At 46.7% G+C, this 23747-nt stretch carries 16 protein-coding genes; 11 read left to right on the top strand and 5 right to left on the bottom strand.

Annotated elements, in window-relative coordinates; all coding sequences use genetic code 11:
* Nucleotide 1: 1 nt before the first annotated feature.
* Nucleotides 2–388, bottom strand: coding sequence for a DUF4280 domain-containing protein (locus ACIFSR_RS12290; RefSeq protein WP_076267901.1), 387 nt, complete (start codon nucleotides 386–388; stop codon nucleotides 2–4).
* Nucleotides 389–765: 377 nt separating this feature from the next.
* On the opposite strand from ACIFSR_RS12290, the gene ACIFSR_RS12295 reads away from it, so the two are divergent.
* The 6 genes from ACIFSR_RS12295 (at nucleotide 766) to zapA (ending at nucleotide 14424) form a co-directional block, all read left to right on the top strand.
* Complete coding sequence (locus ACIFSR_RS12295; protein ID WP_430057600.1) at nucleotides 766–3351, top strand: adenylate/guanylate cyclase domain-containing protein; 2586 nt, start codon at nucleotides 766–768, stop codon at nucleotides 3349–3351.
* 25 nt (nucleotides 3352–3376) lie between these two features.
* Nucleotides 3377–3874 (top strand): GNAT family N-acetyltransferase, encoded by a 498-nt coding sequence (locus tag ACIFSR_RS12300; protein WP_430057601.1) that lies wholly within the window; start codon nucleotides 3377–3379, stop codon nucleotides 3872–3874.
* Between the two features lie 6 nt (nucleotides 3875–3880).
* Nucleotides 3881–6913 carry a cyclic nucleotide-binding domain-containing protein gene (locus tag ACIFSR_RS12305; RefSeq protein ID WP_430057602.1) on the top strand — a complete coding sequence of 1011 codons (3033 nt, stop codon included), beginning with the start codon at nucleotides 3881–3883 and terminating at the stop codon, nucleotides 6911–6913.
* A gap of 513 nt (nucleotides 6914–7426) precedes the next feature.
* A complete protein-coding gene (pheS, locus tag ACIFSR_RS12310; protein ID WP_339207691.1) occupies nucleotides 7427–8461 on the top strand; it encodes a phenylalanine--tRNA ligase subunit alpha in 1035 nt (344 codons plus the stop codon).
* A 24-nt stretch (nucleotides 8462–8485) separates the two neighbouring features.
* Nucleotides 8486–10927, top strand: a complete 2442-nt coding sequence (gene pheT / locus ACIFSR_RS12315; RefSeq protein ID WP_430057603.1) for a phenylalanine--tRNA ligase subunit beta — start codon at nucleotides 8486–8488, stop codon at nucleotides 10925–10927.
* Between the two features lie 242 nt (nucleotides 10928–11169).
* Nucleotides 11170–14424 (top strand): cell division protein ZapA, encoded by a 3255-nt coding sequence (gene zapA / locus ACIFSR_RS12320; RefSeq protein ID WP_430057605.1) that lies wholly within the window; start codon nucleotides 11170–11172, stop codon nucleotides 14422–14424.
* An 80-nt stretch (nucleotides 14425–14504) separates the two neighbouring features.
* Here the strand turns inward: zapA and ACIFSR_RS12325 are convergent, their stop codons facing one another.
* The 3 genes from ACIFSR_RS12325 to ACIFSR_RS12335 all read right to left on the bottom strand — a co-directional run bounded on the left by ACIFSR_RS12325 (nucleotide 14505) and on the right by ACIFSR_RS12335 (nucleotide 16491).
* Nucleotides 14505–15185: an SDR family NAD(P)-dependent oxidoreductase gene (locus ACIFSR_RS12325; protein ID WP_339207694.1), complete on the bottom strand. Its 681-nt coding sequence runs from the start codon at nucleotides 15183–15185 to the stop codon at nucleotides 14505–14507.
* A gap of 341 nt (nucleotides 15186–15526) precedes the next feature.
* A complete protein-coding gene (locus ACIFSR_RS12330) occupies nucleotides 15527–15913 on the bottom strand; it encodes a cytochrome C oxidase subunit II (protein ID WP_339207695.1) in 387 nt (128 codons plus the stop codon).
* Nucleotides 15914–16131: 218 nt separating this feature from the next.
* Complete coding sequence (locus ACIFSR_RS12335; protein WP_076267892.1) at nucleotides 16132–16491, bottom strand: phage holin family protein; 360 nt, start codon at nucleotides 16489–16491, stop codon at nucleotides 16132–16134.
* 255 nt (nucleotides 16492–16746) lie between these two features.
* Here ACIFSR_RS12335 and ACIFSR_RS12340 point away from each other — a divergent pair, with 255 nt between their 5' ends.
* The 5 genes from ACIFSR_RS12340 (at nucleotide 16747) to cysK (ending at nucleotide 22593) form a co-directional block, all read left to right on the top strand.
* Entirely contained in the window at nucleotides 16747–19116 is a 2370-nt protein-coding gene (locus tag ACIFSR_RS12340) for an endonuclease MutS2 (protein WP_339207696.1), read from the top strand.
* Nucleotides 19117–19167: 51 nt separating this feature from the next.
* A complete protein-coding gene (locus ACIFSR_RS12345) occupies nucleotides 19168–19590 on the top strand; it encodes a DUF350 domain-containing protein (protein ID WP_076267890.1) in 423 nt (140 codons plus the stop codon).
* A gap of 112 nt (nucleotides 19591–19702) precedes the next feature.
* Nucleotides 19703–20323, top strand: a complete 621-nt coding sequence (locus ACIFSR_RS12350) for a hypothetical protein (RefSeq protein WP_430057608.1) — start codon at nucleotides 19703–19705, stop codon at nucleotides 20321–20323.
* A 127-nt stretch (nucleotides 20324–20450) separates the two neighbouring features.
* The gene (locus ACIFSR_RS12355) at nucleotides 20451–21656 is read left to right on the top strand and encodes an MFS transporter (protein WP_339207698.1); all 1206 of its coding nucleotides are present in this window, start codon (nucleotides 20451–20453) and stop codon (nucleotides 21654–21656) included.
* 19 nt (nucleotides 21657–21675) lie between these two features.
* Nucleotides 21676–22593 (top strand): cysteine synthase A, encoded by a 918-nt coding sequence (gene cysK / locus ACIFSR_RS12360; protein ID WP_339207699.1) that lies wholly within the window; start codon nucleotides 21676–21678, stop codon nucleotides 22591–22593.
* A gap of 18 nt (nucleotides 22594–22611) precedes the next feature.
* On the opposite strand, the gene ACIFSR_RS12365 is transcribed toward cysK, so the two are convergent.
* Entirely contained in the window at nucleotides 22612–23682 is a 1071-nt protein-coding gene (locus tag ACIFSR_RS12365) for a CotH kinase family protein (protein WP_430057610.1), read from the bottom strand.
* Between the last annotated feature and the right edge of the window lie 65 nt (nucleotides 23683–23747).

The following is a 23747-nucleotide window of genomic DNA, read 5'->3' on the forward strand; positions in this document are numbered from 1 at the left end:
ATCATGGCACCTGTATCGTCATCTGTCCCGGATTCACGAACTGAATGACGCCCCCCCAGTTGCACATGCATTTCGACGAATTATTTAAAGCGGGCATGTTCGCAACTAACACGGTTGGCGAGCCGGGCACCCATGGAGCGGCTGTAACGGGAATACAGGGCTGAGGGGTAAGTACGCCTAAGGCAGCAGCAGTTGCGGCTGCGACCATCGGATTGGCCAGCGAATTACATACTCCAAAGGGCAATATATTAACCATCGGTTTATTATCCATAATGTTCGCGATCGGCATAGCCGTCAAAACGCGATTGGCAGGCAACACATTAAACGTGCCGGGAGCTGCTCCAAAAGAGCATTGCATGGTAGCTCCTCCGCATATAAGTTGTCCCATATAATTCCTTCCTGAGAGTAGGCCTTACTTAATGCCTCTCCTGTTTTTTTGCTATATTCTACTATTTTAATAGTACTATAAGCCCTAAAAGCCATCAACATAAACCTACTAAAATAGCTAACATTCGATGAATACTTACAACAATGCTGATGCTAAATGACTAAACATGTAGTAATATGGAAATAGAAATATTTTGAAAAATGAAAGCGATGGTGCACATGCGAAGGTCCACTATGGGTATGACTCTTCTGAGTATAATAGCAATTTGCCTCGGCTTCTGGCTTTATCCAAACATAAATCACTTTCAAACCCCTCCGTATAAAACAGAGAAACCCCTCACTTATTTATCCAAGGCATCGGCAGGGCCGGATGGAAGCATGATCGTTATCGGAGATTCACGTCAAGAGATTATACGAATCGGCAGCAAAGGATCTATTGAAGAGGTCATTCGGCAGGATGATGCTACCATAAGACATGATTTTACAGATATAGCGGTGGCGGCTGACGGCACAATCTATGTTCTTGATACGATTTTGGACGGATATGGGCTTTATGTACGCGAAGAAAGAATTGTTCGCTACGCGATAGGCGATACAAAAGGAACGGTCCTGTTTACGTTCGAGGGAAGCGGTACCAACAAACGGGTAGGGCTGATCAAAGGTCTTCAAGTTGTAAAGGAAGATATTTATTTCTACATAAACGAAGAGACGAACGTACAATTAAATCGGTTATCTGCTGCGGGCGGCAAGGCAGAGGAGCTGCTAACATTTAAATTGCCTGCAGATCGTTACTTATCAGAAATCGTAGGTTATGCGCCGGATCAAATCTATTACTCTACGAAGCGCGGCGCTATTTTCAGAGTGAATGCAGGAGGCGAAAGCGAGCTGTCCTATCCGTTGGAAGGCATGGATCGCACTCGCAAAAACTTCCCTGAAGGACTGCTTCTGCACGAGAATGGAAAATTATATTTTATTGATCGCCTAGTAAATGCAGTTACGAGTATGAATGCGAAGGATTCCAGTAATTTAAGAACGGTCATAGATGAGGCATCGTTAAAGACAAAAGCACCGCATGCTGAAAGCCTTGATATTATGGATTTGACAATGAATACAGCGGGTCAGATGGAGCTTGCTTTAGGTGACAGCATCGTCAGCATGGATGAGGCTGGCAGCCTTACGAGTGTCCTTACGAAGCTAACTTATGATCGCGGTTCGGTGGTACAGGGCTGGATTACGTGGCTGGCAGCTGCCGTATTGCTCGTTATTTTAGTTATGATAATCAGACTGTTCTATGTACATGTGCTTAATCGCAGAATCTCATTGTTTTTCAAACAAGTTTTTGCAATTGTACCGATATTGATAATAGCGATGATTATGTTATCCAATTTTATATATGATAGTTTCTCCAGCAAAATGGAGGATGAGATGCAGAAGCAGCTGTCTTTGCTTGCGCGCAATGGTCAAAATATGATTAACGGCGACCAACTGAATCGATTGACTTCGCCAAACGATTATATGAGCAAGGATTATGAATCGATTCGGAGCAAAATGAACTTCTTGTTCGAAAGCGAGGATCCTGCAAATCGCAAAGGCCTCTACAGCACATTGTACAGATATGAAAATGGTGAAATCTTCATCATTATGGATGATGATGACGGCGTCAATATGTACAAGCCTTTTCCTAAGAACGAGCTGAACCGGCTTGTGGTTGAGAAGGGCGAGGTTGTAACGGATCGATGGGAAGATGCTACAGGCAAATGGCTATATGCAATTGGACCTATCTATGATTCTACTAACAAAATTGTAGGCGTTTATGAAACAGGCCGGGATTTGAATGTATTGTATCAATCCAACCAAACTATTTACAAAAGCATCATGCGAAACATTGGGCTTATAAGCTTAGTATTAATCGTTCTCGTACTCGCTGTAACGTATTATCTGCTCTCGTCGCTGCGCAAGCTTCGCAAAAGCGTAATGGAGATGGCAAATGGCAACTGGGATGTGAAGGTGAACATACGATCACAGGATGAGGTCGGCGATTTGGGAGAGCAGTTCAATCGCATGGCGCTTCATATTCGAACGTACATAAAGGACATTACTTCGTTCAGCGAAGCTTCGCATCGTTTTGTACCGCAGCAGATTTTTAAATATTTAGGCAAAAAGGGAATTACCGATATTCACCTTGGAGATCAGGTTCAGCAAAATATGACGGTAATGGTCGCGAATATTCGCTCATTCCATCATTTATCGAAGCAGCTGACTCCAAAGCAAAATTTTGATTTTATGAACACCTTTCTAAAACGGTTTAGTCCATTCGTTCGGACAGAGGAAGGACTAATAAGCAAATATTTGGGCGCAGGTTTTATGGCTCTGTTCCCTTCACGAAATGAAGATGCGCTGCGCGCGGCTGTTGCGATACGCAGAGAGCTCGTTTCCTATAATGAAAGCTTGAAGGCTTCCGGCTTTGCTCCGGTTGATCTAGGCATGGCCATTCATAAAGGGCCGCTTATGCTTGGGATCGTGGGTGAAGAGCAGCGGATGGAGGGCAATGTTATCTCCGATGATGTGAATATTACAGCAACATTAGAGCGGATGTCCGATACGATGGGTGCATCAATACTTGTCACTCGTACGTTCTATGAGCAGCTGCGTTCACCGGAACGCTTCCGCTTCCGTCTGCTTGGTCGTGTACGAATTGACGGCAAGGATGATCCGATTGAGCTTATTGACGTATATGAGGGAGATTCAGATACAGAGCGTGCTTTAAAGGATCGTACAAAGCCGCTGTTTGAGAAGGGGATTATGCTTTGCCAAGAGGGGCGTTTCTTCGATGCGAGAGAAACCTTTATAGAAGTGATCAAAATTAATCGTTTCGACAAAGCGGCAAAGTTATATTTTTATCTTTGTGATGAGTATTACCAGAAGGGATCGACTGAGGGCTGGAATGGCACACTCGCCGTTTAAAAATTGAAGTTAGGAGGAAGGTCGAATGCTTGTTGGACAGTTTCGGATCAGTCGCATCTCCACGGTAGATGAGGCGGAAAAAGTCGTCGCATTTTTATTATCAGGCTTTTCATTTGATGATACTCGATACACGCCAGGCGAGCTGACGCATTTCCGAGAGCTTCCATTTCGCGCGGTAAATAATGAAATTTATTTCTGGTATGCCGAGGATGAGGATGGAAATGTCATAGGCATAAATTGCATCGCCGAAAATGAGCAAAAAACCGGAGGTTTCAACTGGGACTACATGGTTGTTCATCATGATTATCGCAAAGTAGGCGTTGCGGCGATGCTGATGGAGCAGATGTATGACTTTTTGGGAGAAGTAAACGCCAGATATCTAGTAACCTATACTTGCGATCTGCCAGAGTACAACCGCATTCGTCAATTGTTTGAGAGCAGCGGCTTTACACTGGTTGGTAGATGTCCAGATTATTACTACGAAGGGGAAGACCGCTTAATCTATCATCGAAAGCTGGTTTAAAAAGATATGACTAAAGATACCATATTGCGCGCAATCGGTGCCCGTCCAGAGGATCAGCGAAAGCTGCTTATGATGGCACCTGTTTTTTTTATTTGCGGCATATCTGAAATGCTTAATTACAATGGCTTTATGACGTTGTTCAATCAGCGGTTCGGAAGTGAATACCTTCCCTATGTATATGCGGCGGAGGCTATCATATTGCCGCTAGAGGCGTGGCTCTTGTCCTGGCTTGCTGCTAGGCTGCCAAAGCCGAAGCTGATGCGCGTCTTATATGGAATAATGTTAGGCATCGTTGCCGTAAATGCATTGATGCTGCTAGTATTGCAGAGCTTCGGTCTAGAGCTGAGAGGGTATTATCCCGTCTTGTTCATAGCTTCCAGCTTTGTCGTTAGGCAGCAGACCCTATTGCTTTGGAGCTTGGCCGTTGATTTGTGCTCGACGCAGCAAGCGAAGCGTCTCATGCCCGTGTTCGTTGGCTCTGCAACGCTTGGCGGAGTAGCGGCAGGTTTGCTTGCACAGCTTTTAAGCCTATTTTTTGGACCCGAGGTTATTTATGCCGCTTCCGGTTTGCTGCTTCTGGCTGCATTGCCGAATTACCGTAAAGTGATTACCCGTTATTTGGTGCCATTGTCGATCAAAATCGAAGCAAATGCTCTAGAGGAGGAACCGGTGTCAACGGGAGCGGTGTTTAAGCACGCCCTTCGATCTCCTTTTTTGCTAACCGTTATTTTGCTTATGACACTGATGCCAGCTCTTTATTTTCTAATGGAATATGAGTTTCTGAACGTGACAAAAATGTCATTTCCAAGCGAACAGGCTTTCAGCCGGTTTTTTGGGATGATTACGATGGTGTTGTTTGTTCTTGCCTTTTTGCTGCAAACCGTCTCAGGCAAGCTGATGGCACGCCTTGGTGCAAGCCAAATGCTTACGGCTATATCAGGCGTTTATGTTCTCGCCTTTGCCGGCGCTTTATTTTTTGTTGGCGGTCCAGCGGCGCTTCCAATGATTTCGATCGGCTACATGCTGTTATATTTGCTGCTTTATTATTCAGCCGAGCCTTCCTATCAGCTGTTCTTCAAGACGCTTCCGCTTGCGCAGCGTGACAGCTACAGATATGCAGCGCAAGGAATTGCGGCTACGGCGGGCATTTTGATCGGCGCTGGCTTGCAGTTTTTGCATTCAGGCTTTGGGGTATCCTGGACAGCCTTGTCGTTTGTAGGATTTGCAGGCGCCGTGCTGCTGTTTGTGCTTGCTTGGTTCGGCAGAAGGTTCTATATGCGCGAGCTTGTAGGCAGCATACAGACAATTGGCGAGCAGGACTTAGCGGAGCAGTTCGATGAATTTAGTCGAAACGAAGCTGCAATGGCAGAGCTCAGGGCCATGTTGAAGCAGCCGATAGACTCTGCGAAAGAAATTGCCTTGCAAATTATCGGCAGGCAACAAAATCCGAATGATGTTGCCGATTTGCTGGCGCTGATTGATGATCCGAATCCACGCATTCGCGTTGCTGCGGTTAGGGCGATGAATCTTGAGCGCGCAGACCTGCATGCGATGGTGAAGGTAGCAGCATTCCTTGAGGATCAGGACGATGAGATGCGTGCTGAAGGAGTAAGACAGATTGGCAGAATGAAGCATATGGAGCATCAGGCTTTTTATTTCCTGCGGCAAAAGCTGCTTGATCGGCATCCGAGTGTCATTGCAGAGGCAGTCAAAGCGATGTACTCCTTTAACAATGCAGCAAGCCTCGAGGCATGTGCGGAAGTGATCGATCGTATTCTTGATGCAGGAGGCGAATCCTCAGTTTATATTTGCCGAGTTATCGCGGAGCTTGAGCTGTATTCGTTTGTGCCGAAGGTTGAGAAGCTTGTTGATGATGCGCATCCAGCGGCAAGGGTTGCAGCAATCGCATGTTTGGGAAGGCTTAAGGTTACATCCATTATACCCATTCTGCTGGAGCGTCTCCCGCTTATGGACCAAGAAATGTTCCGCACGACGACAGAAAGCTTTATTCAGATGGGCGATGGTGCGATAGAGCTGCTGACTGACAGCTTGAATGGCGCGCCGCTGAAGCGATGGACAGCTGTGATGATTACGCTCTCGGCACTTCTGCCAGACGAGCAGGTACGTTCTAAGCTAACGGATGAAGCGCTAAATCGTTTAAGTGAGCTTGAGGCAGCGTCAGGTTATTCATTGTCACTCAAACAGCTAGGGAAGACGGAGCTTGCAGAGCTTGCTTTGCTGCGCTGGCGAGAGGTTCGCGACTTTATTTTTACAGGAGTATGGGCGGTGCTGACCAAGCTTGCGGATGAGCAGGTTGTTGATGCGATCAGAAGGGCAGCTGCTGATGAAGACGAAGAAATTCGCAGCAATGCTTGGGAAGTGCTCGCGGAGGGCATGGGTGAGCGCAGATTATCGCAGTTTTTGCTGACCGTTCTAGAACGCGGCGAAGCTGGAAGAGAAGTAACTGCCGATGAGGAAGCGACTGTCCTATTGGAGGCAGCACTAAACGGAAATGATGATTGGTGGCGGGAGATCGCTGCAGCGGCGTTAGTGGAGGAGGGGGAACAAATGTCCAAAGACCAGCAGATGATGAGCCGTTTAAACAAAGTAGTCTTTTTAAGGCAGGTTCCCTATTTCGCTGATTTATCGCTTGAGGAGCTAGGCTTAATTGCTAATATTGCCGAGGAGTATGTATGCCCGGATGGAGAGAATCTGCTGCAAAGAGGAGAGCCTAACCCCGCGATGTATGTTATCGTTGACGGCAATATCGAGCTTACGAGCATTTCCGCAGCAGGCTGGGAAGGAACGATCGGCGTACTCGGTGCAGGGGATGTATGCGGCGTAACTTCAGCGCTCGACAGCACCTCATCTACAGTAACGGCGCAATCCTTGCTTGGCGATGTGAGAGTGCTGAAGCTGCTGGGCGATAATGTGTCAAGGCTCATTCGTTTGTACCCGGAAATAGGAATCGGGCTTCTCCGAGCGTCGTTCGCACGCATTCGATTGCTGGAAGAAATGATGATGAGGATTGATTCGTAGCAAAAAGCAAGCTTAGCGGTTGCAACGGTACTTCAGATTGCATATAATATAGATTATTATTTCATAATCGAAGTAAAGCGATGATGGAGAAGAGTAAGCAGTACTTTCGCACAGGAAGAAGACGCCGTAGACTGAGAGCGTTTTTGTGAAAATAGGCTGCCCAAGTTCACTCCTGAGCAGACACCTGAAACGCCATGATATACGGCGCGTGTAGGGAAGTTCCGGTTCCCGCCGTTATGGGGCTAAGGGATTGTCATTCAGCGCCTCTAGGCGACGTTAGCCACACTTGGTTATGCGTACAGGCTGATGCTCAATCCGAATTAGGGTGGTACCACGGTTCTTTCGTCCCTTTAGGGAGAGAGGGCCTTTTTTTGTGTAAATATAACCATTTATAAGTTTGTTAGCTTATAAAGAGCTTATATTTTACCGCGAAACGTTAGCTAAGCCTCCTAAGGATGGCTTTAGCCGTTACGCTTGCATGATTTAGGGATGATGATATGGAGGCGAAGAAAAATGAAGGAAAGATTGGAAGGACTGCGCGTTGAAGCATTGCAGGAGCTTCAGCATGTGGATACGCCACAGCAGCTAAATGATTTGCGCGTTAAATATTTAGGTAAAAAAGGCGCTTTGACTGAAATTTTGCGCGGCATGGGTGGACTAAGCGCTGAAGAACGTCCAGTAATTGGTCAAGTAGCGAATGATGTTCGAGCAGCTATTGAAACGGTTATCGATGAGAAGCAGGATGCATTCCAGCAAGCTGAGACGAACAATAGACTCCTTGCAGAGACGCTGGATGTTACGCTGCCAGGCAAGCAATTGCCTACCGGCGCAGTACATCCTTTGAACAAGGTAGCCCAAGAAATTGAAGACATTTTTATCGGTCTTGGCTATACAATTGCCGAGGGTCCAGAGGTTGAAGAGGATTATTACAATTTCGAGGCATTGAACTTGCCTAAGAACCATCCAGCCCGCGACATGCAGGATTCGTTCTATATTACGGATGATATCTTGATGCGTACGCAGACCTCCCCGGTTCAGGTTCGTACAATGAAAGCAATGAAGGGCCAAACGCCTGTTAAAGTCATTTGTCCGGGTAAAGTTTACCGCCGTGATGATGACGATGCGACACATTCATTCCAGTTCAATCAAATCGAAGGTCTTGTCATCGGCAAAAATATTCGGATGAGCGATTTGAAAGGAGCATTGCTGCAATTCGTTCAGCAAATGTTCGGCTCACAAGCGCAAATTAGACTTCGTCCAAGCTTCTTCCCATTCACGGAGCCAAGTGCTGAGGTTGACGTTACTTGCGTTCAGTGTGGCGGTAAAGGCTGCCGCATGTGCAAGCATACAGGCTGGCTTGAAATTCTTGGCTGTGGCATGGTGCATCCACGCGTTCTTGAAATGGGCGGTTACGATCCGGAAGAGGTCAGCGGCTTTGCATTCGGCATGGGCATTGAGCGTATCGCGTTGTTGAAATACGGCATTGACGATATTCGTCATTTCTATACGAACGATCTGAGGTTCTTAAGCCAATTCGCAAGAATGTAGCAATGAGAGAAGGGAAGAAAAGAGATGAATGTATCCTATAAATGGTTAAATGAATATATCGATTTGTCCGGCTTCACAGGACAGGAGCTTGCGGAGAAAATGACGCGCGGCGGCATTGAAATCGACGTTGTGGAATCCCGCAATAAAGGCGTGACCGGCGTCGTAGTTGGTTATGTGAAATCGAAGGAAAAGCACCCGGACGCGGATAAGCTGAACGTGTGTAAGGTTGACGTTGGCACTGGCGAAGAGCTGCAAATCGTTTGCGGAGCCAAAAATGTCGATGCAGGCCAGCTTGTTCCGGTTGCGGTAATCGGTGCTGTATTGCCTGGCGATTTCAAAATTAAACGTGCAAAGCTTCGCGGCGTTGAATCCCAAGGGATGATTTGCTCGGCGAAGGAGCTTGGTTTGAATGAAAAGCTTCTGCCAAAAGAACAGCAGGAAGGCATTCTTGTTCTTCCAGCTACAACGAAAATCGGTGCGCCAATTGGCGATGTGCTTGGCATTAACGATGAGGTGCTCGAGCTTGATTTGACGCCAAACCGTTCAGACTGCCTCAGCATGATTGGTGTTGCTTATGAGATTGGAGCTTTAACTGGCCGTGAAGTTCGTCTGCCAAAGGCTGTTATTAATCATACAGCCGTACGTGCGGATAGCCTTGCAACGGTCAGCATTAGTGCACCTGAGCATTGCTCGCATTATTCGGCTCGTTATATTAAAGGCGTAAAAATCGGTGAGTCCCCATTGTGGCTGCAAAACCGATTGATCGCTGCCGGCGTTCGTCCAATCAACAACGTTGTTGACGTTACAAACTTTGTTATGCTTGAATACGGCCAACCGCTTCATGCTTTTGATGCAGATCGTTTGCCTGGCGGCCGCATTGATGTTCGCCTTGCCAAAGCTGGCGAAACGCTTGTTACCTTGGATGATCAAGAGCGCAAGCTAGAGCCGCATATGCTCGTTATTACTGATGGTGAGCAGCCAATTGCCCTTGCAGGCGTAATGGGTGGAGCAAGCACCGAAGTTACAGGCGAGACGGTCAACATTTTGCTTGAATCAGCAAAATTCGATGGCGGCACCGTGCGCAAAACGTCACGTCAACTAGGACTTCGCTCGGAATCAAGCATTCGCTTTGAGAAAGAAGTAGATCCGGCGAGAGTTATTCCTGCGCTCGATCGTGCAGCTTCCCTTATCGCAGAGCTTGCTGAAGGTTTAGTTGCTGAAGGCATTGTAGAAGTGCATGCAGGTGAAGTGAAACCAGCCAAAGTGTCCGTTTCATTGGATAAAATTAATGGCTATCTGGGCACAGAGCTGTCAAGACTTGAAGTTCAGACGATATTTGGCCGTTTGCACTTTGAATATGAGCTGTCAGGCGACAATGTATTTACTGTAAATGTTCCTACACGCCGCGGTGACATTACGCGTGCAGTAGATCTAATCGAGGAAGTAGCTCGTTTGCACGGCTATGATGAAATTCCTACTACGCTCATTCACGGCGATGTTGTGCCAGGTTCGCTAACGAAGCCGCAAGCTATTCGCCGCGAGCTGCGCAAGCGCCTGTCAGATGCAGGTTTGCATGAGGTTGTCAGCTATTCCTTCACGGGACCTGAGCGGACTAAGCTATTCCCTGCACTAGCGGAGCATACGAATCCAATTCGCCTAGCCATGCCTATGAGCGAGGATCGCAGTGTACTTCGTACGACGCTTATCGCACAGCTACTGGAGACTGCGGCTTATAATCGCAATCGCAAAAATGAATCCGCAGCGATCTTTGAGATCGGCAGCGTATTCCATACCGATGAAGAGCAACTGACTCGCCTGCCTCATGAGAAGCATCGTTTTGCAGCTCTTTTGACTGGCAATCGTTCAGAAGCTGAGTGGAATGCAAAAGCGGCTCAAGTTGATTTCTATGATGCGAAGGGCATTTTGGAAACGGTATTTGCCGTACTTGGCTTAACAGCCAGCATATCATTCGAAGCGGCTCAGCCTGAGCATTTCCATCCAGGCAGAACGGCTGCCGTTCTTCTTCACACGCCTAAAGGCAATGAAGTAATTGGTTATGTTGGCCAACTGCACCCTGCTCTTCAACTTGAGGAGGATCTAGCTGATACGTACGTGCTGGAAATTGGACTTGACCTCATCTATGAGCAAGCAGATGCGGCAATCGAATATAAAGTATTGCCTCGCTACCCGGCTATGCAGCGTGATATTGCAGTAGTCGTGGATCAAGAGGTTGCTGCTGCCAAGCTAACTGGCGTGGCATGGGACATTGCAAGCGAACTGCTTGAGTCTGTACGCGTCTTTGACGTTTATACAGGAGAGAAGCTGGGAGCTGGCAAGAAGAGCGTGGCGATATCGCTTGTTTACCGTCATGGCGAGCGTACATTGACGGATGAAGAGGTAACAGAGCTGCATGGCAAGGTTGTTTTACAATTAGAACAATCTTTTGCAGCAGAATTACGCAAGTAGGCAGGAAACCTTCAAAGCCGCATCGAAATAGTTCCTAGTGAGCTATTGATGCGGCTTTTTTCCTTGTAAATATAAGGAATGATTGGTTTTTTCATAACGATCATGTATTTATATTTGCTAGAGAAACGAAAGCAGTTCCTCTCTGGACGGCAAAAGTTGAGAACGTAAACAACGTATGCCCCTGAAGGATGATGTCAGCCGTTTAAGCTAGCTCTACTTGTATATTAGGAGGATTCGCCTTAATGGATGCTGAACAAACGGTAGTTACGGTTGATATATATGGAATTCAATATAAGTTAAAGGGCCATACCAACGTAGAATATATGAAAAGGGTTGCAGCGGCGATTGACGAGAGCATGAAGAAGCTGGCGAAGGGGTATCCGCGTCTTGATATGCCGAAGCTGGCTGTCCTCTCTGCTGTGCAAATAACAGAGGAAGTATTTCGATTGCGCCGCGACAATACAAGACTTCTGGAGGAAGAAGCGAAGCTTAATCTCCTGATCAGAGAGCTGGAGCAAATGAGCGAGCAAGCGGTCTCGCTTAAAGCTGAGCTTGCTGAGACGAAGCGTATGGCGAGCGAGCAATTGCAAAAGGCTAAAGCGGCGGCAGAAGCAGAGCTGAACGAAATGCTGGCGCTTGCCGCAGAGCAAGCTTCAGCTCAGCAAGCAGCAGCAGCCGAGGCAATGAAGGTGCAAGAGGAGACGATCATCCGTCTTACACAAGAAAATGTGGAACGGATTACAGCGCTCAGAACGAAAAAGGATGAGCAATTTGCACAGCTCCAAGCTCGGAAGGATTCAGAGCTGAATGAATTAAAGCGTATGATGGAAACGAAAATAGAAGAGCTTAGCAGCAAGAAGACTGCTGAAATGGCAGAGCTTGCAAGCCAGAAGGAAACAGAACTTGCAGAGCTTGCAAGTCTGAAGGAATTAGAACTTGCAGAGCTTGCAAGTCAGAAGGAAACAGAACTTGCAGAGCTTGCAAGTCAGAAGGAAACAGAACTTGCAGAGCTTGCAAGTAAGAAGGAATTAGAGCTGGCAGAGCTTGCAAGTCAGAAGGAAGCAGAGCAAGCAGAGTTTGCCATGCTGAGAAAACAAAAGGATGAAGAACTGGCTGAATTGCGATTGTCCAAGGACAATCAGCAGCTTGAATTGGAACTGGAGAAGGAAGAACTGCGATTGGAGCTTGAACAAGTGAAGGCAGATGAACTGGCTTCACTTAGACAAGAAAAAGAAGCGCAATTAAATGCTTTAGCCTCAGAGCAAGAAGCACTGCTTGCAGCATTAAAGGCAGAGAAAGAGGCGCAGCTGACTGAGCTTGAAGGAAGCTGGCAGAGTAAATGGGATGAGCGAGAACTCAGCTGGTTAGCCCATGCAGAAACCTCGCAGCTAGAAATTGCCCGCCAGAGTGAAGAGCGTGAGCAGGCTTGGAAGGCAGAAACTGCTAAATCAGAACAAGCTTTTCGTGCTGATCTTGAGCGGCGTAGAAACGGCTGGCTGGAGGAGCGAGGCAAGCTGCAAACCCAAATTGCTGAGCTTCAAGAAGGCTGGAAGAAGGACAAGGAATTATTTGAAAATCGTATAAATTCAGCAGATGAGCAGCTCGTACAGGCAATGGAGCAGGAGGAATCCTTCCGCACATCATATGCTCAGCTGGAACAGGAGCTCCGTGAAAAAGAAAATGAATGGGAGCTGCTGCAAAGCGAGCTGAATGAAACACGCAGCAAGATCGAGGAGCTGCAGGAACAGAGCAGCCAGTCCTTAGCACAAATCCAAGAGCTGGAACAGAAGCTTGTTCATGAACGCAGTCATGTTTCCGCTGCGGATAAGCGGGCGACAGATTTGCAAACGCGATTGAAAGAAGCAGCGGAACGTGAGCAGCAGCAGGAACAGAAGCAGCTTGAGCTTGAAGAGGAGTTATTAAAGCTGCAGCTTGAGCTGGAAGAGCACGAATTGATGAGTCAGAAGCAGACAGAAGAGCATAACAACCTGCTTCGGATTGAGCTTGAAAATCAGAAGGAATTGCTCGAAGAAGAGCATGAGCAGAAACTGCAAAAGCTTGAGGATGAGAAGCGTGAGCTTGCTAGGACGCTGCGCGAGGAGCATGAAGGGCAGCTGCGAATAGTCGAAGCCGACAATGACGAGCTGTTTAAGCAAATGACCGCAGAAAGCAATGAACGCTATGAGCAGTTGGCAGAAGAGAAGGATGCTAGGTACAAGGAGCTCGCAGCAAGCCATGAGGAACTGAATAAGAAGCTTGCTAGACAATATGAAGAGCAGCTGCAGCAGCAAGCAGAGCAACATGAAGAGCAGCTTCTAGAGCAGGCTCTGCTATATGAGGAGCAAAGTAAACAGCTTGTCCTTGAATATGAGGAGCGGAGCAAGCAAAAAGCAGCTGAGCATGAAGCAAATAATAGAGCAATGGCTTCGCTTCATGAAGAACAGCTGCTAGAGCAGGCTGTGCAATACGAGGAGCAAAATAAGCAGCTGGCTCACGATTATAATGAGCAGGCAAAGCAAAAGGCAGCCGAGTATGAAGCTAGGCAGAATGAACTCGTTCAGAAATATGAAGAGAAGCTGCTTGAGCAAGCGATACAATTTGAAGATGCTCAGAAGCAGCTGACAAATGATTTTGAAGCCAAGTCCAAAGCAGCGGCTGTCGAGCAAGCTGCAATTGCGGAGCAACTCGTTGACCAGTATGAAGAGCGCTATAATGAGCTTGCTGCCAAGCAGGATGAGGTTCGCAAACAGCTAGTGAATGAACGTGAAGCTCGCTTGCAGCAACTGGCAGCAGAGCATGACGAGCAATTGAAGCAGCTATCTGCGGATCAAGAGGAGCTGCTGCTGCTTCAGCAGCACGATTACGAGACTGCGACCCAGAAGTTGCAAGCGCAGCTGGACAAAATTGAGCAAATTGCGGCTTCTGCTGCAAACGGTGAACAGGTCTATAAGGCTGATTTGGAGAAACTGCAAATTAGAGAACAAGAGCTAACGGAGCAGTTGGAATGGACAGCAGCTCGAGAGCGCATTGCAGCTCAGCAGCTAGAAGCGGCTTCAGCCCGTGAACGTGAGCTCAGTGAGCGATTGCAGGCACAGCAGCAATATGCGGAACAGGTGGCTGCTGAGGTGAAGCAGTATGAGCTTGAGAAGAAGTCGCGTGAATCAGCGGAAGAGGAGCTGAGAGAGCGGCTGGAGCGAGCAATGCAGGAAGCAGCTGCCGCATCCGATTTGAAGGAAGAGCTGAGCGAGTATACGTCTAAGCTTGCAACAGAAAGAGATGAAGCAGCTCGTCAGGCTGCGCGATTAGCAAGTGAGCGTGATGAGGCGGCAAGCGCACTTGAGTCACTTGTCTATGAACGCGATGAAGCAGCTCGTTCTGCAGAGAGGCTTGCTGAAGATCATGCTGATCTGCAGGAGCAGCATCATAAGCTGAAAAATGAATATTCGAAGCTGCAAACTGAATACAACGAATGGATCGAGCTCATCGAGCACAGCTGATCCAGCGTTAAGAACCAAGAAACCGCAGAAACAAACAAAGGCTATTGCCGACGTTTGTTTCTGCGGTTTCTTTTTAGAGATTAACCATAAGATACGATTGTGCCAGTTGGACCGCCGGCGGACAAGCTTGCTAGACGAATCAAGTCCGGTGTAACGATTGCAGGATCTTTGCCGGTCGCGTGCATTTCTGTACGAAGCATGCCGGGATTATAGAGGTTTGCAAGAATACCATGCTCATACTCCTCATCGGCTAAGGTGCGTGTCAACGACTCTAGTCCTGCCTTGGCTGCGCTATAGGCTGCATAGCCGCCTGCGCCGTTCCATGACAGGCCGGAGGTAATATTAATAATTCGTCCATATTTTGCTCTGCGCATAGTTGGTAAAACAGCCTTAGTCAGCAGAAATGGTCCTGTCAGATTGATCGCAATTTGATTTTGCCATTCTTCTGAGGTTAGTTCGAGCACGCTGCCTGATTCAAGAACAGCAGCATTGTTCAAAATAATATCGATATGCCCAAATTGCTGGACGACTGCTGAAATGGTGTCTTGGACTTGCTGCTCATCGGAGACATCTGTTTGCAGCACTAATGCATCTTTTCCCGTCTTTGCCTTTACAATCGAAGCTGTTTCCTCAAGCTTCGCAAGTCTTCTCCCAAGCAGCACAACATCTGCGCCTTCTGCTGCAAACGAGATTGAAGCTGCACGTCCAAGCCCCGTACCAGCTCCACTAACAATGGCGACTCGATTTTGTAAAATTCCCATCACCATTTCTCCTTTCGCTTTGCATATTGTTAATATTTTATCAGAGGGGACAAGGAGGGGAAAGAGGAAGGTCATCAAATTTTCTTACTCGATTGTTAAATAAAAATGATATATGCGATAAAAGAAAAATATATGTAGTTTGGCTGCGTGAATAGAGAAAAAAATGATATGATCCCCAAAATGCTCACTGCTTAGGTAAAAAATAAATATAACGGAAGTTTCTCCTGCTTTAACCTCTCATCTCAGAGTAAAATAGAACAGGAAACAACAAAAAAAACAGCAGAGCAGATTCATTCCATCCGGCTCGGCTGTTTTTAAGTTTTATTTATTTTCAGAATTGTTTATTCTACGACCAATACAGCTTTCATTTCTCTATGCCCTGCTCCGCATGGAACGGAACAAATCATTTGATAGCTTCCCGGCTCACTAATGTTTACAGCGATCGTGTCGCCATTTGAAAGTTTGTAGTCGGTTTTTTGGATCTGAACGCCATGAATACCGTCAACCGAATCAAGCTTGAGATTAACCGTCTCGCCGGCTTTGATTTTATATTCCTTCTTGTCAAATTTCCAGTTAGAAGCTGTCATGACAAGGTCAGATGAAGAAGCTCCGCTATCTGCTACTGTTGTATTTGTTTCTTTATTTTCGGGTTTGGCTGTGTTTGTGCCACATGCAGCAATGACAACGACTAAACACATTGCGCTTGCAAATAATAACCATTTTTTCATTCGTAAAACGTCCCCTTTCGATTATCCAATGTAATAGGAATGTTTTGGATTGTATCTATTGTACCTTAACTAGCTTTCAATTGCAGTGACGGTGTGATGACAAACTCATGAATTTCTTGTGAAATGATTAGGGGAAACGCGAAAATTTGGCAGTACGCAGCAATCAGCCCTTGACCGCCATTAAGGCAATCAAGGGCTGGTCTCACATAAAGCCTGCATTAATCGCGATCGCGTCTGCCTGCTTCATAGGGAGTGCTGACCGGAATGAACAGGTCGATGATCCCGATAACAAGAGCAGCTAAGATGGCGCCAAGCAAGGTTACAGTTACGCCGCCTACGATAAACTGAGCAATCCAGATAACAGCTGCGCTTGCGATGAAGCCGACGATTCCTCGACCAAAGGGTGTAACCCGCTTGCCGAATATGCCTTCAATTACCCAGCCTAGTGCAGCAATGACAAGCGCTAAGAAAAAGGCGCTCCAAAATCCGCCTACACTAAATTGTGGAACGATAAACCCAACAAGCATTAATACCAGCGCCGCTACGATAAACCGGACGACATGTCCCAAAAAAGACATTTTATAACCCTCCTTAAGTTTAACAAATGGAAAACAAAACTGGAGCTGTTTTGGTACTTGTGTAGCTTATAGTCGCCCACGTTCGCAGTTCTTTGTTATTTCCTTCCGTACAGTATTGCTAAAGTTGCGTCGTTAGACGGCTCGTTCGTTTATATTGTGACCAATTGAGCATCATTTATGTATGAAACAACGGTTCAGTTCGTGCATCAAAGTCGTGATTCGGCTATAATAGGAAGGCGAGAGGAGTGTTAATTGTTGGACACTAAAATTTTGAAGACACTTGAATATCCTAAAATCATACATAGATTGTCTCAGCATGCAGCAACATCGCTTGGGAAAACCATTGCTGAGTCGCTGCAGCCGGTTTCGGATCTGGAATCGGTAAAGCAGATTTTGCAAATTACCGACGAGGCCTACACAGCTGATCGTCTCAAAGGCAGTGCGCCATTTGGGGGAATTGTGGACATCTCAGCGCCGCTTCACCGTGCCCGTATAGGCGGTACCCTTAATCCGGCTGAGCTTCTGGATATTGCGAATACCGCACGGGGCGGTAGACGTGTAAAACGGCATATCAGCGTCTTGCATGAAGATAATCCTATTCCAATGCTGCACCATATTGCAGATCAAATAAGTGAGCATAAGTCGCTTGAGGATGCAATTTTTGATTGCATCGATGACCAAGCGGAAGTGATGGACAGCGCTAGTGCTGAACTGGCATCTATCCGGCGCGAGCTTAGAAATGGCGAATCACGGATTCGTGAGAAAATGGATCAAATGGTCCGTTCCTCGTCCGTTCAAAAAATGCTGCAGGACGCCATTGTAACACTTCGCAACGATAGATATGTTATTCCAGTGAAACAGGAATACCGTTCTCACTTTGGCGGAATTGTGCACGATCAGTCAGGTTCTGGCGCAACATTGTTTATCGAACCGGAAGCCATAGTTGCGATGAACAATAAGCTTCGAGAGCTAAAGGCAGGCGAGCTGCGGGAAATTGAGAAAATTTTGCAGAAGCTAACTGCTTTGGCATCCGATTATGTAGAAGATCTTATTTATAACTTGGATTTGCTTGGCCAAATCGATTTTGCTTTTGCAAAGGCTCGGCTTGCTCATCTCATGAAGGCTACACAGCCGCGGATGAATGACCGAGGTTTTCTGAAAATAAAACGTGGACGCCATCCGCTAATTGCACCTGAGCAGGTTGTTCCACTCGATGTGGAGCTGGGCAATCAATACACATCCATCATTGTAACGGGACCGAATACAGGCGGTAAAACGGTTTCCTTGAAAACGATCGGACTGCTTAGCCTTATGGCCATGTCAGGATTGTTTGTACCTGCTGAGGATGGCAGCCAGCTTTGTGTATTTGATGCTATCTATGCCGATATCGGTGATGAGCAAAGTATTGAGCAAAGCCTCAGTACGTTTTCCAGCCATCTCAAAAACATCATTCGCATTTTAGGCTCCATGACATCAAAGAGCTTAGTGCTGCTTGATGAGCTTGGTGCAGGAACAGATCCAGCTGAAGGCTCGGCACTTGCTATTGCCATATTGGAGCATGTTCATGCTATGGAAAGCCGTATTGTAGCAACTACGCATTACAGCGAGCTGAAAGCTTATGCTTATAATCGCAAGGGAGTCATTAACGCCAGCATGGAGTTTGATGTTGCTACGTTAAGCCCTACGTACCGTCTGCTTGTTGGTGTTCCTGGACGAAGCAATGCATTTGCTATCGCTGAGCGTTTAGGACTTGCTCGTTCGATTATTGAGCATGCAAGAGGAGAAGTAAGCGAAGAGGATCAACGGGTTGAAAATATGATCGCCTCCCTTGAAGAGAACCGGTTAGGCGCTGAAACGGAACGTCAAACGGCAGAGTCGCTCCGCCGTGAGATGGAGACGCTGCGCGCACGCCATGAGGCAGAGAGTCTGCGCTTTGAAGAGCAGAAAGAAAAGCTGATGCAGAAGGCGCAAGATGAGGCTCGCGAGGCTGTCCTCAAAGCCAAACGCGAAGCTGAACAAATTATTGCGGATTTGCGCAAGCTTGCAATGGAGGAGGGTGCCTCCGTCAAGGAGCATAAGCTCATTGAGGCACGCCGAAAGCTGGATGAAGCGGCTCCCGAGCTTCAGAAATCGAAGCGGGGAGCTTCCAAAACAGCAACGAAGCAGGTTAAGATTGAAGCTGGCGACGAAGTAACCGTATACAGCTTAAATCAGAAGGGCACGGTTGTGGAAATTCATGGTTCCGATGCTACAGTGCAGCTGGGCATTATGAAGATGAAGGTTGCGCTGGATGATTTGGAGCTGCGAAGCTCTGGAGCTGCCGCTAGTAAGACACAACAGCCGAAGCAAGCAGCCAGCTTACAGCGCACCAGAGAAGAAAATATTAAGATGGAGCTCGATCTTCGCGGAGAAAATCTGGAAGAAGCAATCCTTGAGGTTGACCGTTTTCTTGATGAGGCCTTTTTATCAGGCTTAGCTCAGGTTGCTATTATTCATGGTAAAGGCACTGGTGTGCTTCGTACAGGAATACAGCAATATTTGCGTAGACACAGCCATGCGAAGAGCTTTCGACTCGGCAATTATGGCGAGGGCGGCGTTGGCGTGACGGTTGTGGAGCTTAAATAGCTCCTAGCCATTGCGCAATCGAATACGGCAGATGATGGAGGGGTCTTGTAAATGAGTAATGAAGTCGATCAGTTGCTGAGCAATCCGTATGCTGCTTCACTTGTTTATGTATCGGTTGCGGTGCTGTCTCTCATCGTTTTTTTATCGTGCTTTGAGCTCGTAACCAAATATAAATGCTGGACGGAGATAAAAAAGGGAAACGTTGCTGTTGCTATGGCGACAAGCGGTAAAATATTCGGTATTTGTAATATTTTCAGGTTTTCCATCGAGTCCAACGATTCGGTGTATCAAAGCCTTATTTGGGGTGCGTTCGGTTTCGTCATACTTATGGCAGCATATTTTTTATTCGAATTTCTAACGCCAGTTTTTCGAATCGATGACGAAATCGCTCGTGATAACCGTGCGGTAGGGCTTATTGCAATGATCATTTCTGTATCTTTATCTTACGTGATTGGTGCAACTGTCATTATATAAACGGGGTGAAACCATATGAAATATTTATGGAGAATACTAGCGGTTGTCGCTGTTTTGTTTTTTGTATTCGGTATCGTATATTTAATGAATCATTAGAGGGGAAGTTATGAGCATGGATGAGCATTTGATATGTCCTTGGTGTTTAACGGAAATTGTATGGGATGAAGAAATTGGGCCGGAATCGCATTGTCCGCATTGCGACAATGAATTAAGCGCATATCGTACGATAGAGCTTGGTTATGATGAGGATGAAGTGGAAGCTGATGAGCATGAAAAAGCAGTTCAGGCGCTAAAAATCAATGATGCTCGCAGAGCAGCAAAGCAAAATGGCGAGGAAACTGAAGACGATTGGTCAGACGATGAACTGGAGGAAGAAGCGGAAGAAGACGATTCCGATGATCCGAACCATAAACGTTGGCTAGCTCAGGGTGATGGCTTCCGCAATGCTGACAGTGCACGATTTGCTGTGGAAGAAACGGTTCAGCGTGTGCTTGATGATCAGGATGAAGTGCCTGAATGCCCGGCATGTCGGGCGTATATGATCGAAGCAGGCGTACAGACAATTGACGGGCAGCAATTCGATTCGAGAATCGCTCCATCTTTAGGAAAAGCGGTGCTCGAAACTCCTTTTCAATTGACCTTGTACGTTTGTCCCGTTTGCTATCAAACCTCGTCCTTGCTGAGTTCAGGCGATCGCGAGCAAATGATCAATCGTCTAACACCGGAAGAATAACAGACAACTGGCAATAATGGACGGGCATGGGCTGCATCCAATAAGGGAATCTTACAAAATGTAATTCTGATACGTAAAGGGCCAGACATGTGAATGCATGAACTGGCCTGCGGCAGGAGGAATCGTTTTGGCAAAAACCTTAAATGGACAAGCAGCCCTTTTACTTATTGTGCAGGCGCTTTACGGTATTGCGAACGCGCTGTCCGGGACGTTTGTTCCCGTATACTTATGGAAAGCAAGCCAATCTTATATGTTGATCGGTTGGTTCACTATGGGTCAATATGTAATGAGTGGTTTAACCTTTTGGGTTGTTGGGAAATGGGTAAAAGAGCATAACAAAATGAATAGTTTGCGCATAGGCATTATTTTGTCAGGCGTGTTTTATTGTTCAGTATTGCTGCTGGGTACACAAGCGAAAGTATATTATTTGCCGCTTGGCCTTTTAAATGGGATGGCACTCGGTTTTTTTTGGGTCGCATTTAATGTAGTTTATTTCGAAGTGACAGATCCAGATAATCGGGATCGTTTCAATGGCTGGTCGGGGCTGCTTGGTTCTGCGGCAGGTATCGTGGCGCCGTGGGTATCAGGCTTGCTTATCACGTCGATGCAAGGAGAAAAGGGATATAGGCTTATTTTCACCCTTTCATTAATCATATTCTCTATAAGTGTAGTGCTCAGCTTTTGGCTTAAAAAACGCCATGGTCAAGGCCGCTATAATTGGAAGCATGGCTTCCAGCAGCTGATGCAAAAAGGAAATCCATGGCGTCGCATGTTTCCAGCTATTGCAGCGCAGGGCGTGCGAGAAGGCGTATTTATGTTTCTTGTTGGCCTTACGGTATACGTAGCTACGCAAAACGAAAGCAAGCTAGGAACGTATTCACTCATTACATCCTTAGTTGCTTTGATCAGCTTCTGGATTGTTGGCAAAAAGCTCAAAAAAAACAATCGCAAATGGGCGATGCTCATAGGCGTTATCATGATTGGAATCGTTATATTGCCGCTGTTCTGGAAGGTCTCTTATGCTACATTGCTTATGTTCGGAATCGGAACATCACTGTTTATGCCGCTTTATATTATACCTATGACCTCAAGAGTATTTGACCTCATTGGCCAGTCCGAGGAAAGTGCGCGGGAACGAGAGGAATTTATCGTCCTTCGTGAAGCGGGATTAGTTTTTGGCAGGATTATCGGCTTATCGTCATATTTAATCGTTTTGCCGCTGAATCATTCTGCTGTCGCCATCACTTGGCTCTTGTTTGCGGTTGGCATCGTGCCGATTGCTGGTTGGTGGTTCATGAAGCCGTTTCTTACAGAGCAGCAAGCACAAACCTAAATTGAAAGGAAGTGAAGAAATGCCGAAAGTAGTTGCAGACATTACGCAATTAATTGGGAATACGCCTGTCGTAAGGCTAAACCGTCTTCCAGAGGAAGGCAGCGCCGAAGTATGCGTTAAGCTGGAACGCTTCAACCCAAGCGGCAGCGTAAAGGATCGCGCAGCCTTCTCTCTTATTAATGATGCCGAGAAGCGCGGTTTGATTAAGCCTGGTGATACCATTATTGAACCAACTAGCGGCAATACAGGCATAGGCCTAGCCATGAACGCAGCAGCTAGAGGCTACAACATAATATTAGTTATGCCGGACAACATGACTGCTGAGCGGATTAAACTGCTGCAAGCATACGGAGCGGAAGTTGTGCTTACACCTGCTGCTGAACGCATGCCGGGAGCAATTCGAAAAGCGGAGGAGCTTCGGGCTGAGCGCCCGGGCAGCTACATACCGAATCAATTCGAGAATCATGCGAATCCGCAGATTCACCGAATGACGACTGCGATAGAAATTATCGAGCAGACAGATGGCAAGCTAGATGCTTTCGTTGCTACCGCTGGAACAGGAGGCACGATCACAGGAACAGGTGAAGCGCTAAAGGAAGTGCTCCCTCATTTGTATGTAGCGGTAGTAGAGCCGCAAGGGTCACCGGTGTTGTCAGGAGGAAAGCCAGGCCCGCATAAGCTTGTCGGCACTAGTCCTGGTTTCGTGCCCGCTATTCTTAATACATCGATTTATGATGAAATCATTCAAGTTTCAGATGAGCATGCTCTAACGACAATGAGAGCGTTAGCGACGCAAGAGGGTTTGCTGCTAGGCCCTTCCTCAGGCGCTTCGGTATGGGCAGCGATGCAAATTGCAAAACGCCTTGGTGCTGGGAAGCGAGTGCTGTGCATTGCTCCAGATACTGGAGAGCGGTATATGAGCATGGATATTTTTTGATCAGCATACGGGAGTGGTTTATAACCATTCCCGTAATGATTGCTGCAATATATTGCGTCTTTCATCAATATAATTATAAATAAAGGCTGGTTCTGCTAAAAAGGTGTCATAGCTCGCTTTTCGCGTATAATCGCTGCGAATAGCCGGAGATAACTGTGCATGCATCTGTGAAATGACGGGTTCCAGCTTCTCGGCAGTAAATGCGGATAACAGCAGTTTCTTTATTATCGCTCTATATTTTCGTCTGCACGATGGGAATGTAAATAGCTTTTCTGTCAGCGTATTGTAGCCCTGAAGACGGACGAGATCGCTGCCGCAAGGCTTTCCGTAACAGTTTCTCCCCCAGGTTCCCTCGTAATCCCATGGAATGATTCGATATTTCCCACTTTTGCTATGCTCATAAAGCGCATAGTTTTGATCAAATCCATCGTAATTTCCTGTCAATACAGCTCCCGCAAGCCATAATAAATATTGTGATACATCAAGGCGTTTGGCATGATGTTCATTCAGTTTACTGCCAGACAAACGATTGATATTTCGAACGAACGATACGAGCCTCTTTTTTGTCCCCGTCTTTCCCAGCTTCAATTCATAACCATCAAATAACGAAGCTTTCGTACCTTTAGAGACAGGGTCCGTTAAGCTGAAGTCGGCACTGTCATTGACGGCATAGAGAAGAGAACGGCAACCAATGCCCCTTTTTTCGAAAAAAAGTTGATCTACCGCTTCGATTTCCAAATAAACGCCTCGAGGCACGTCATTTATTATGAGCCAGAAATGGTTGGTTTGAGGGGATGGCACACCAATTTTATTGAAAAAGTAAAAGGAAAGTGCGTTCCGCATCATGGATGGATCGTCATATTCCGCATTCCAATGAAATGTTTTGCCATTTTCAAGCCGAACCTCATAAGATTTTTTGGAATAATTACGTGTATGTCCTCCCCGCAGGCCAAACTCTGCAGTATAGGTTTGTCCCTCCATCTCGAGCTGTGCCGGTTTGAAGGAACGCCCCCAAGCATCGCCTTGTATCTCTTGGAAATCAGAAGCATTCATGCGTATGGAACGTGTCGGCAAGACTTCAGCAACCATCTAACCATCTCCTAAAAGCAAAAGATAAAGCCTACCGTTGCACGATAGGCGTTTTGATCTTAATA

Origin of the sequence: Paenibacillus sp. NRS-1760, assembly GCF_050467785.1 — a bacterium.
Taxonomy (GTDB): Bacteria; Bacillota; Bacilli; order Paenibacillales; family Paenibacillaceae; genus Pristimantibacillus.

What these genes read in the sequence shown, in the direction of transcription:
- ACIFSR_RS12290 (WP_076267901.1), bottom strand. Translation starts at nt 388, where the DNA reads ATGGGACAACTTATATGCGGAGGAGCTACCATGCAATGCTCTTTTGGA.
- ACIFSR_RS12295 (WP_430057600.1), top strand. Translation starts at nt 766, where the DNA reads ATGATCGTTATCGGAGATTCACGTCAAGAGATTATACGAATCGGCAGC.
- ACIFSR_RS12300 (WP_430057601.1), top strand. Translation starts at nt 3,377, where the DNA reads ATGCTTGTTGGACAGTTTCGGATCAGTCGCATCTCCACGGTAGATGAG.
- ACIFSR_RS12305 (WP_430057602.1), top strand. Translation starts at nt 3,881, where the DNA reads ATGACTAAAGATACCATATTGCGCGCAATCGGTGCCCGTCCAGAGGAT.
- pheS (WP_339207691.1), top strand. Translation starts at nt 7,427, where the DNA reads ATGAAGGAAAGATTGGAAGGACTGCGCGTTGAAGCATTGCAGGAGCTT.
- pheT (WP_430057603.1), top strand. Translation starts at nt 8,486, where the DNA reads ATGAATGTATCCTATAAATGGTTAAATGAATATATCGATTTGTCCGGC.
- zapA (WP_430057605.1), top strand. Translation starts at nt 11,170, where the DNA reads ATGGATGCTGAACAAACGGTAGTTACGGTTGATATATATGGAATTCAA.
- ACIFSR_RS12325 (WP_339207694.1), bottom strand. Translation starts at nt 15,185, where the DNA reads ATGGGAATTTTACAAAATCGAGTCGCCATTGTTAGTGGAGCTGGTACG.
- ACIFSR_RS12330 (WP_339207695.1), bottom strand. Translation starts at nt 15,913, where the DNA reads ATGAAAAAATGGTTATTATTTGCAAGCGCAATGTGTTTAGTCGTTGTC.
- ACIFSR_RS12335 (WP_076267892.1), bottom strand. Translation starts at nt 16,491, where the DNA reads ATGTCTTTTTTGGGACATGTCGTCCGGTTTATCGTAGCGGCGCTGGTA.
- ACIFSR_RS12345 (WP_076267890.1), top strand. Translation starts at nt 19,168, where the DNA reads ATGAGTAATGAAGTCGATCAGTTGCTGAGCAATCCGTATGCTGCTTCA.
- ACIFSR_RS12350 (WP_430057608.1), top strand. Translation starts at nt 19,703, where the DNA reads ATGGATGAGCATTTGATATGTCCTTGGTGTTTAACGGAAATTGTATGG.
- cysK (WP_339207699.1), top strand. Translation starts at nt 21,676, where the DNA reads ATGCCGAAAGTAGTTGCAGACATTACGCAATTAATTGGGAATACGCCT.
- ACIFSR_RS12365 (WP_430057610.1), bottom strand. Translation starts at nt 23,682, where the DNA reads ATGGTTGCTGAAGTCTTGCCGACACGTTCCATACGCATGAATGCTTCT.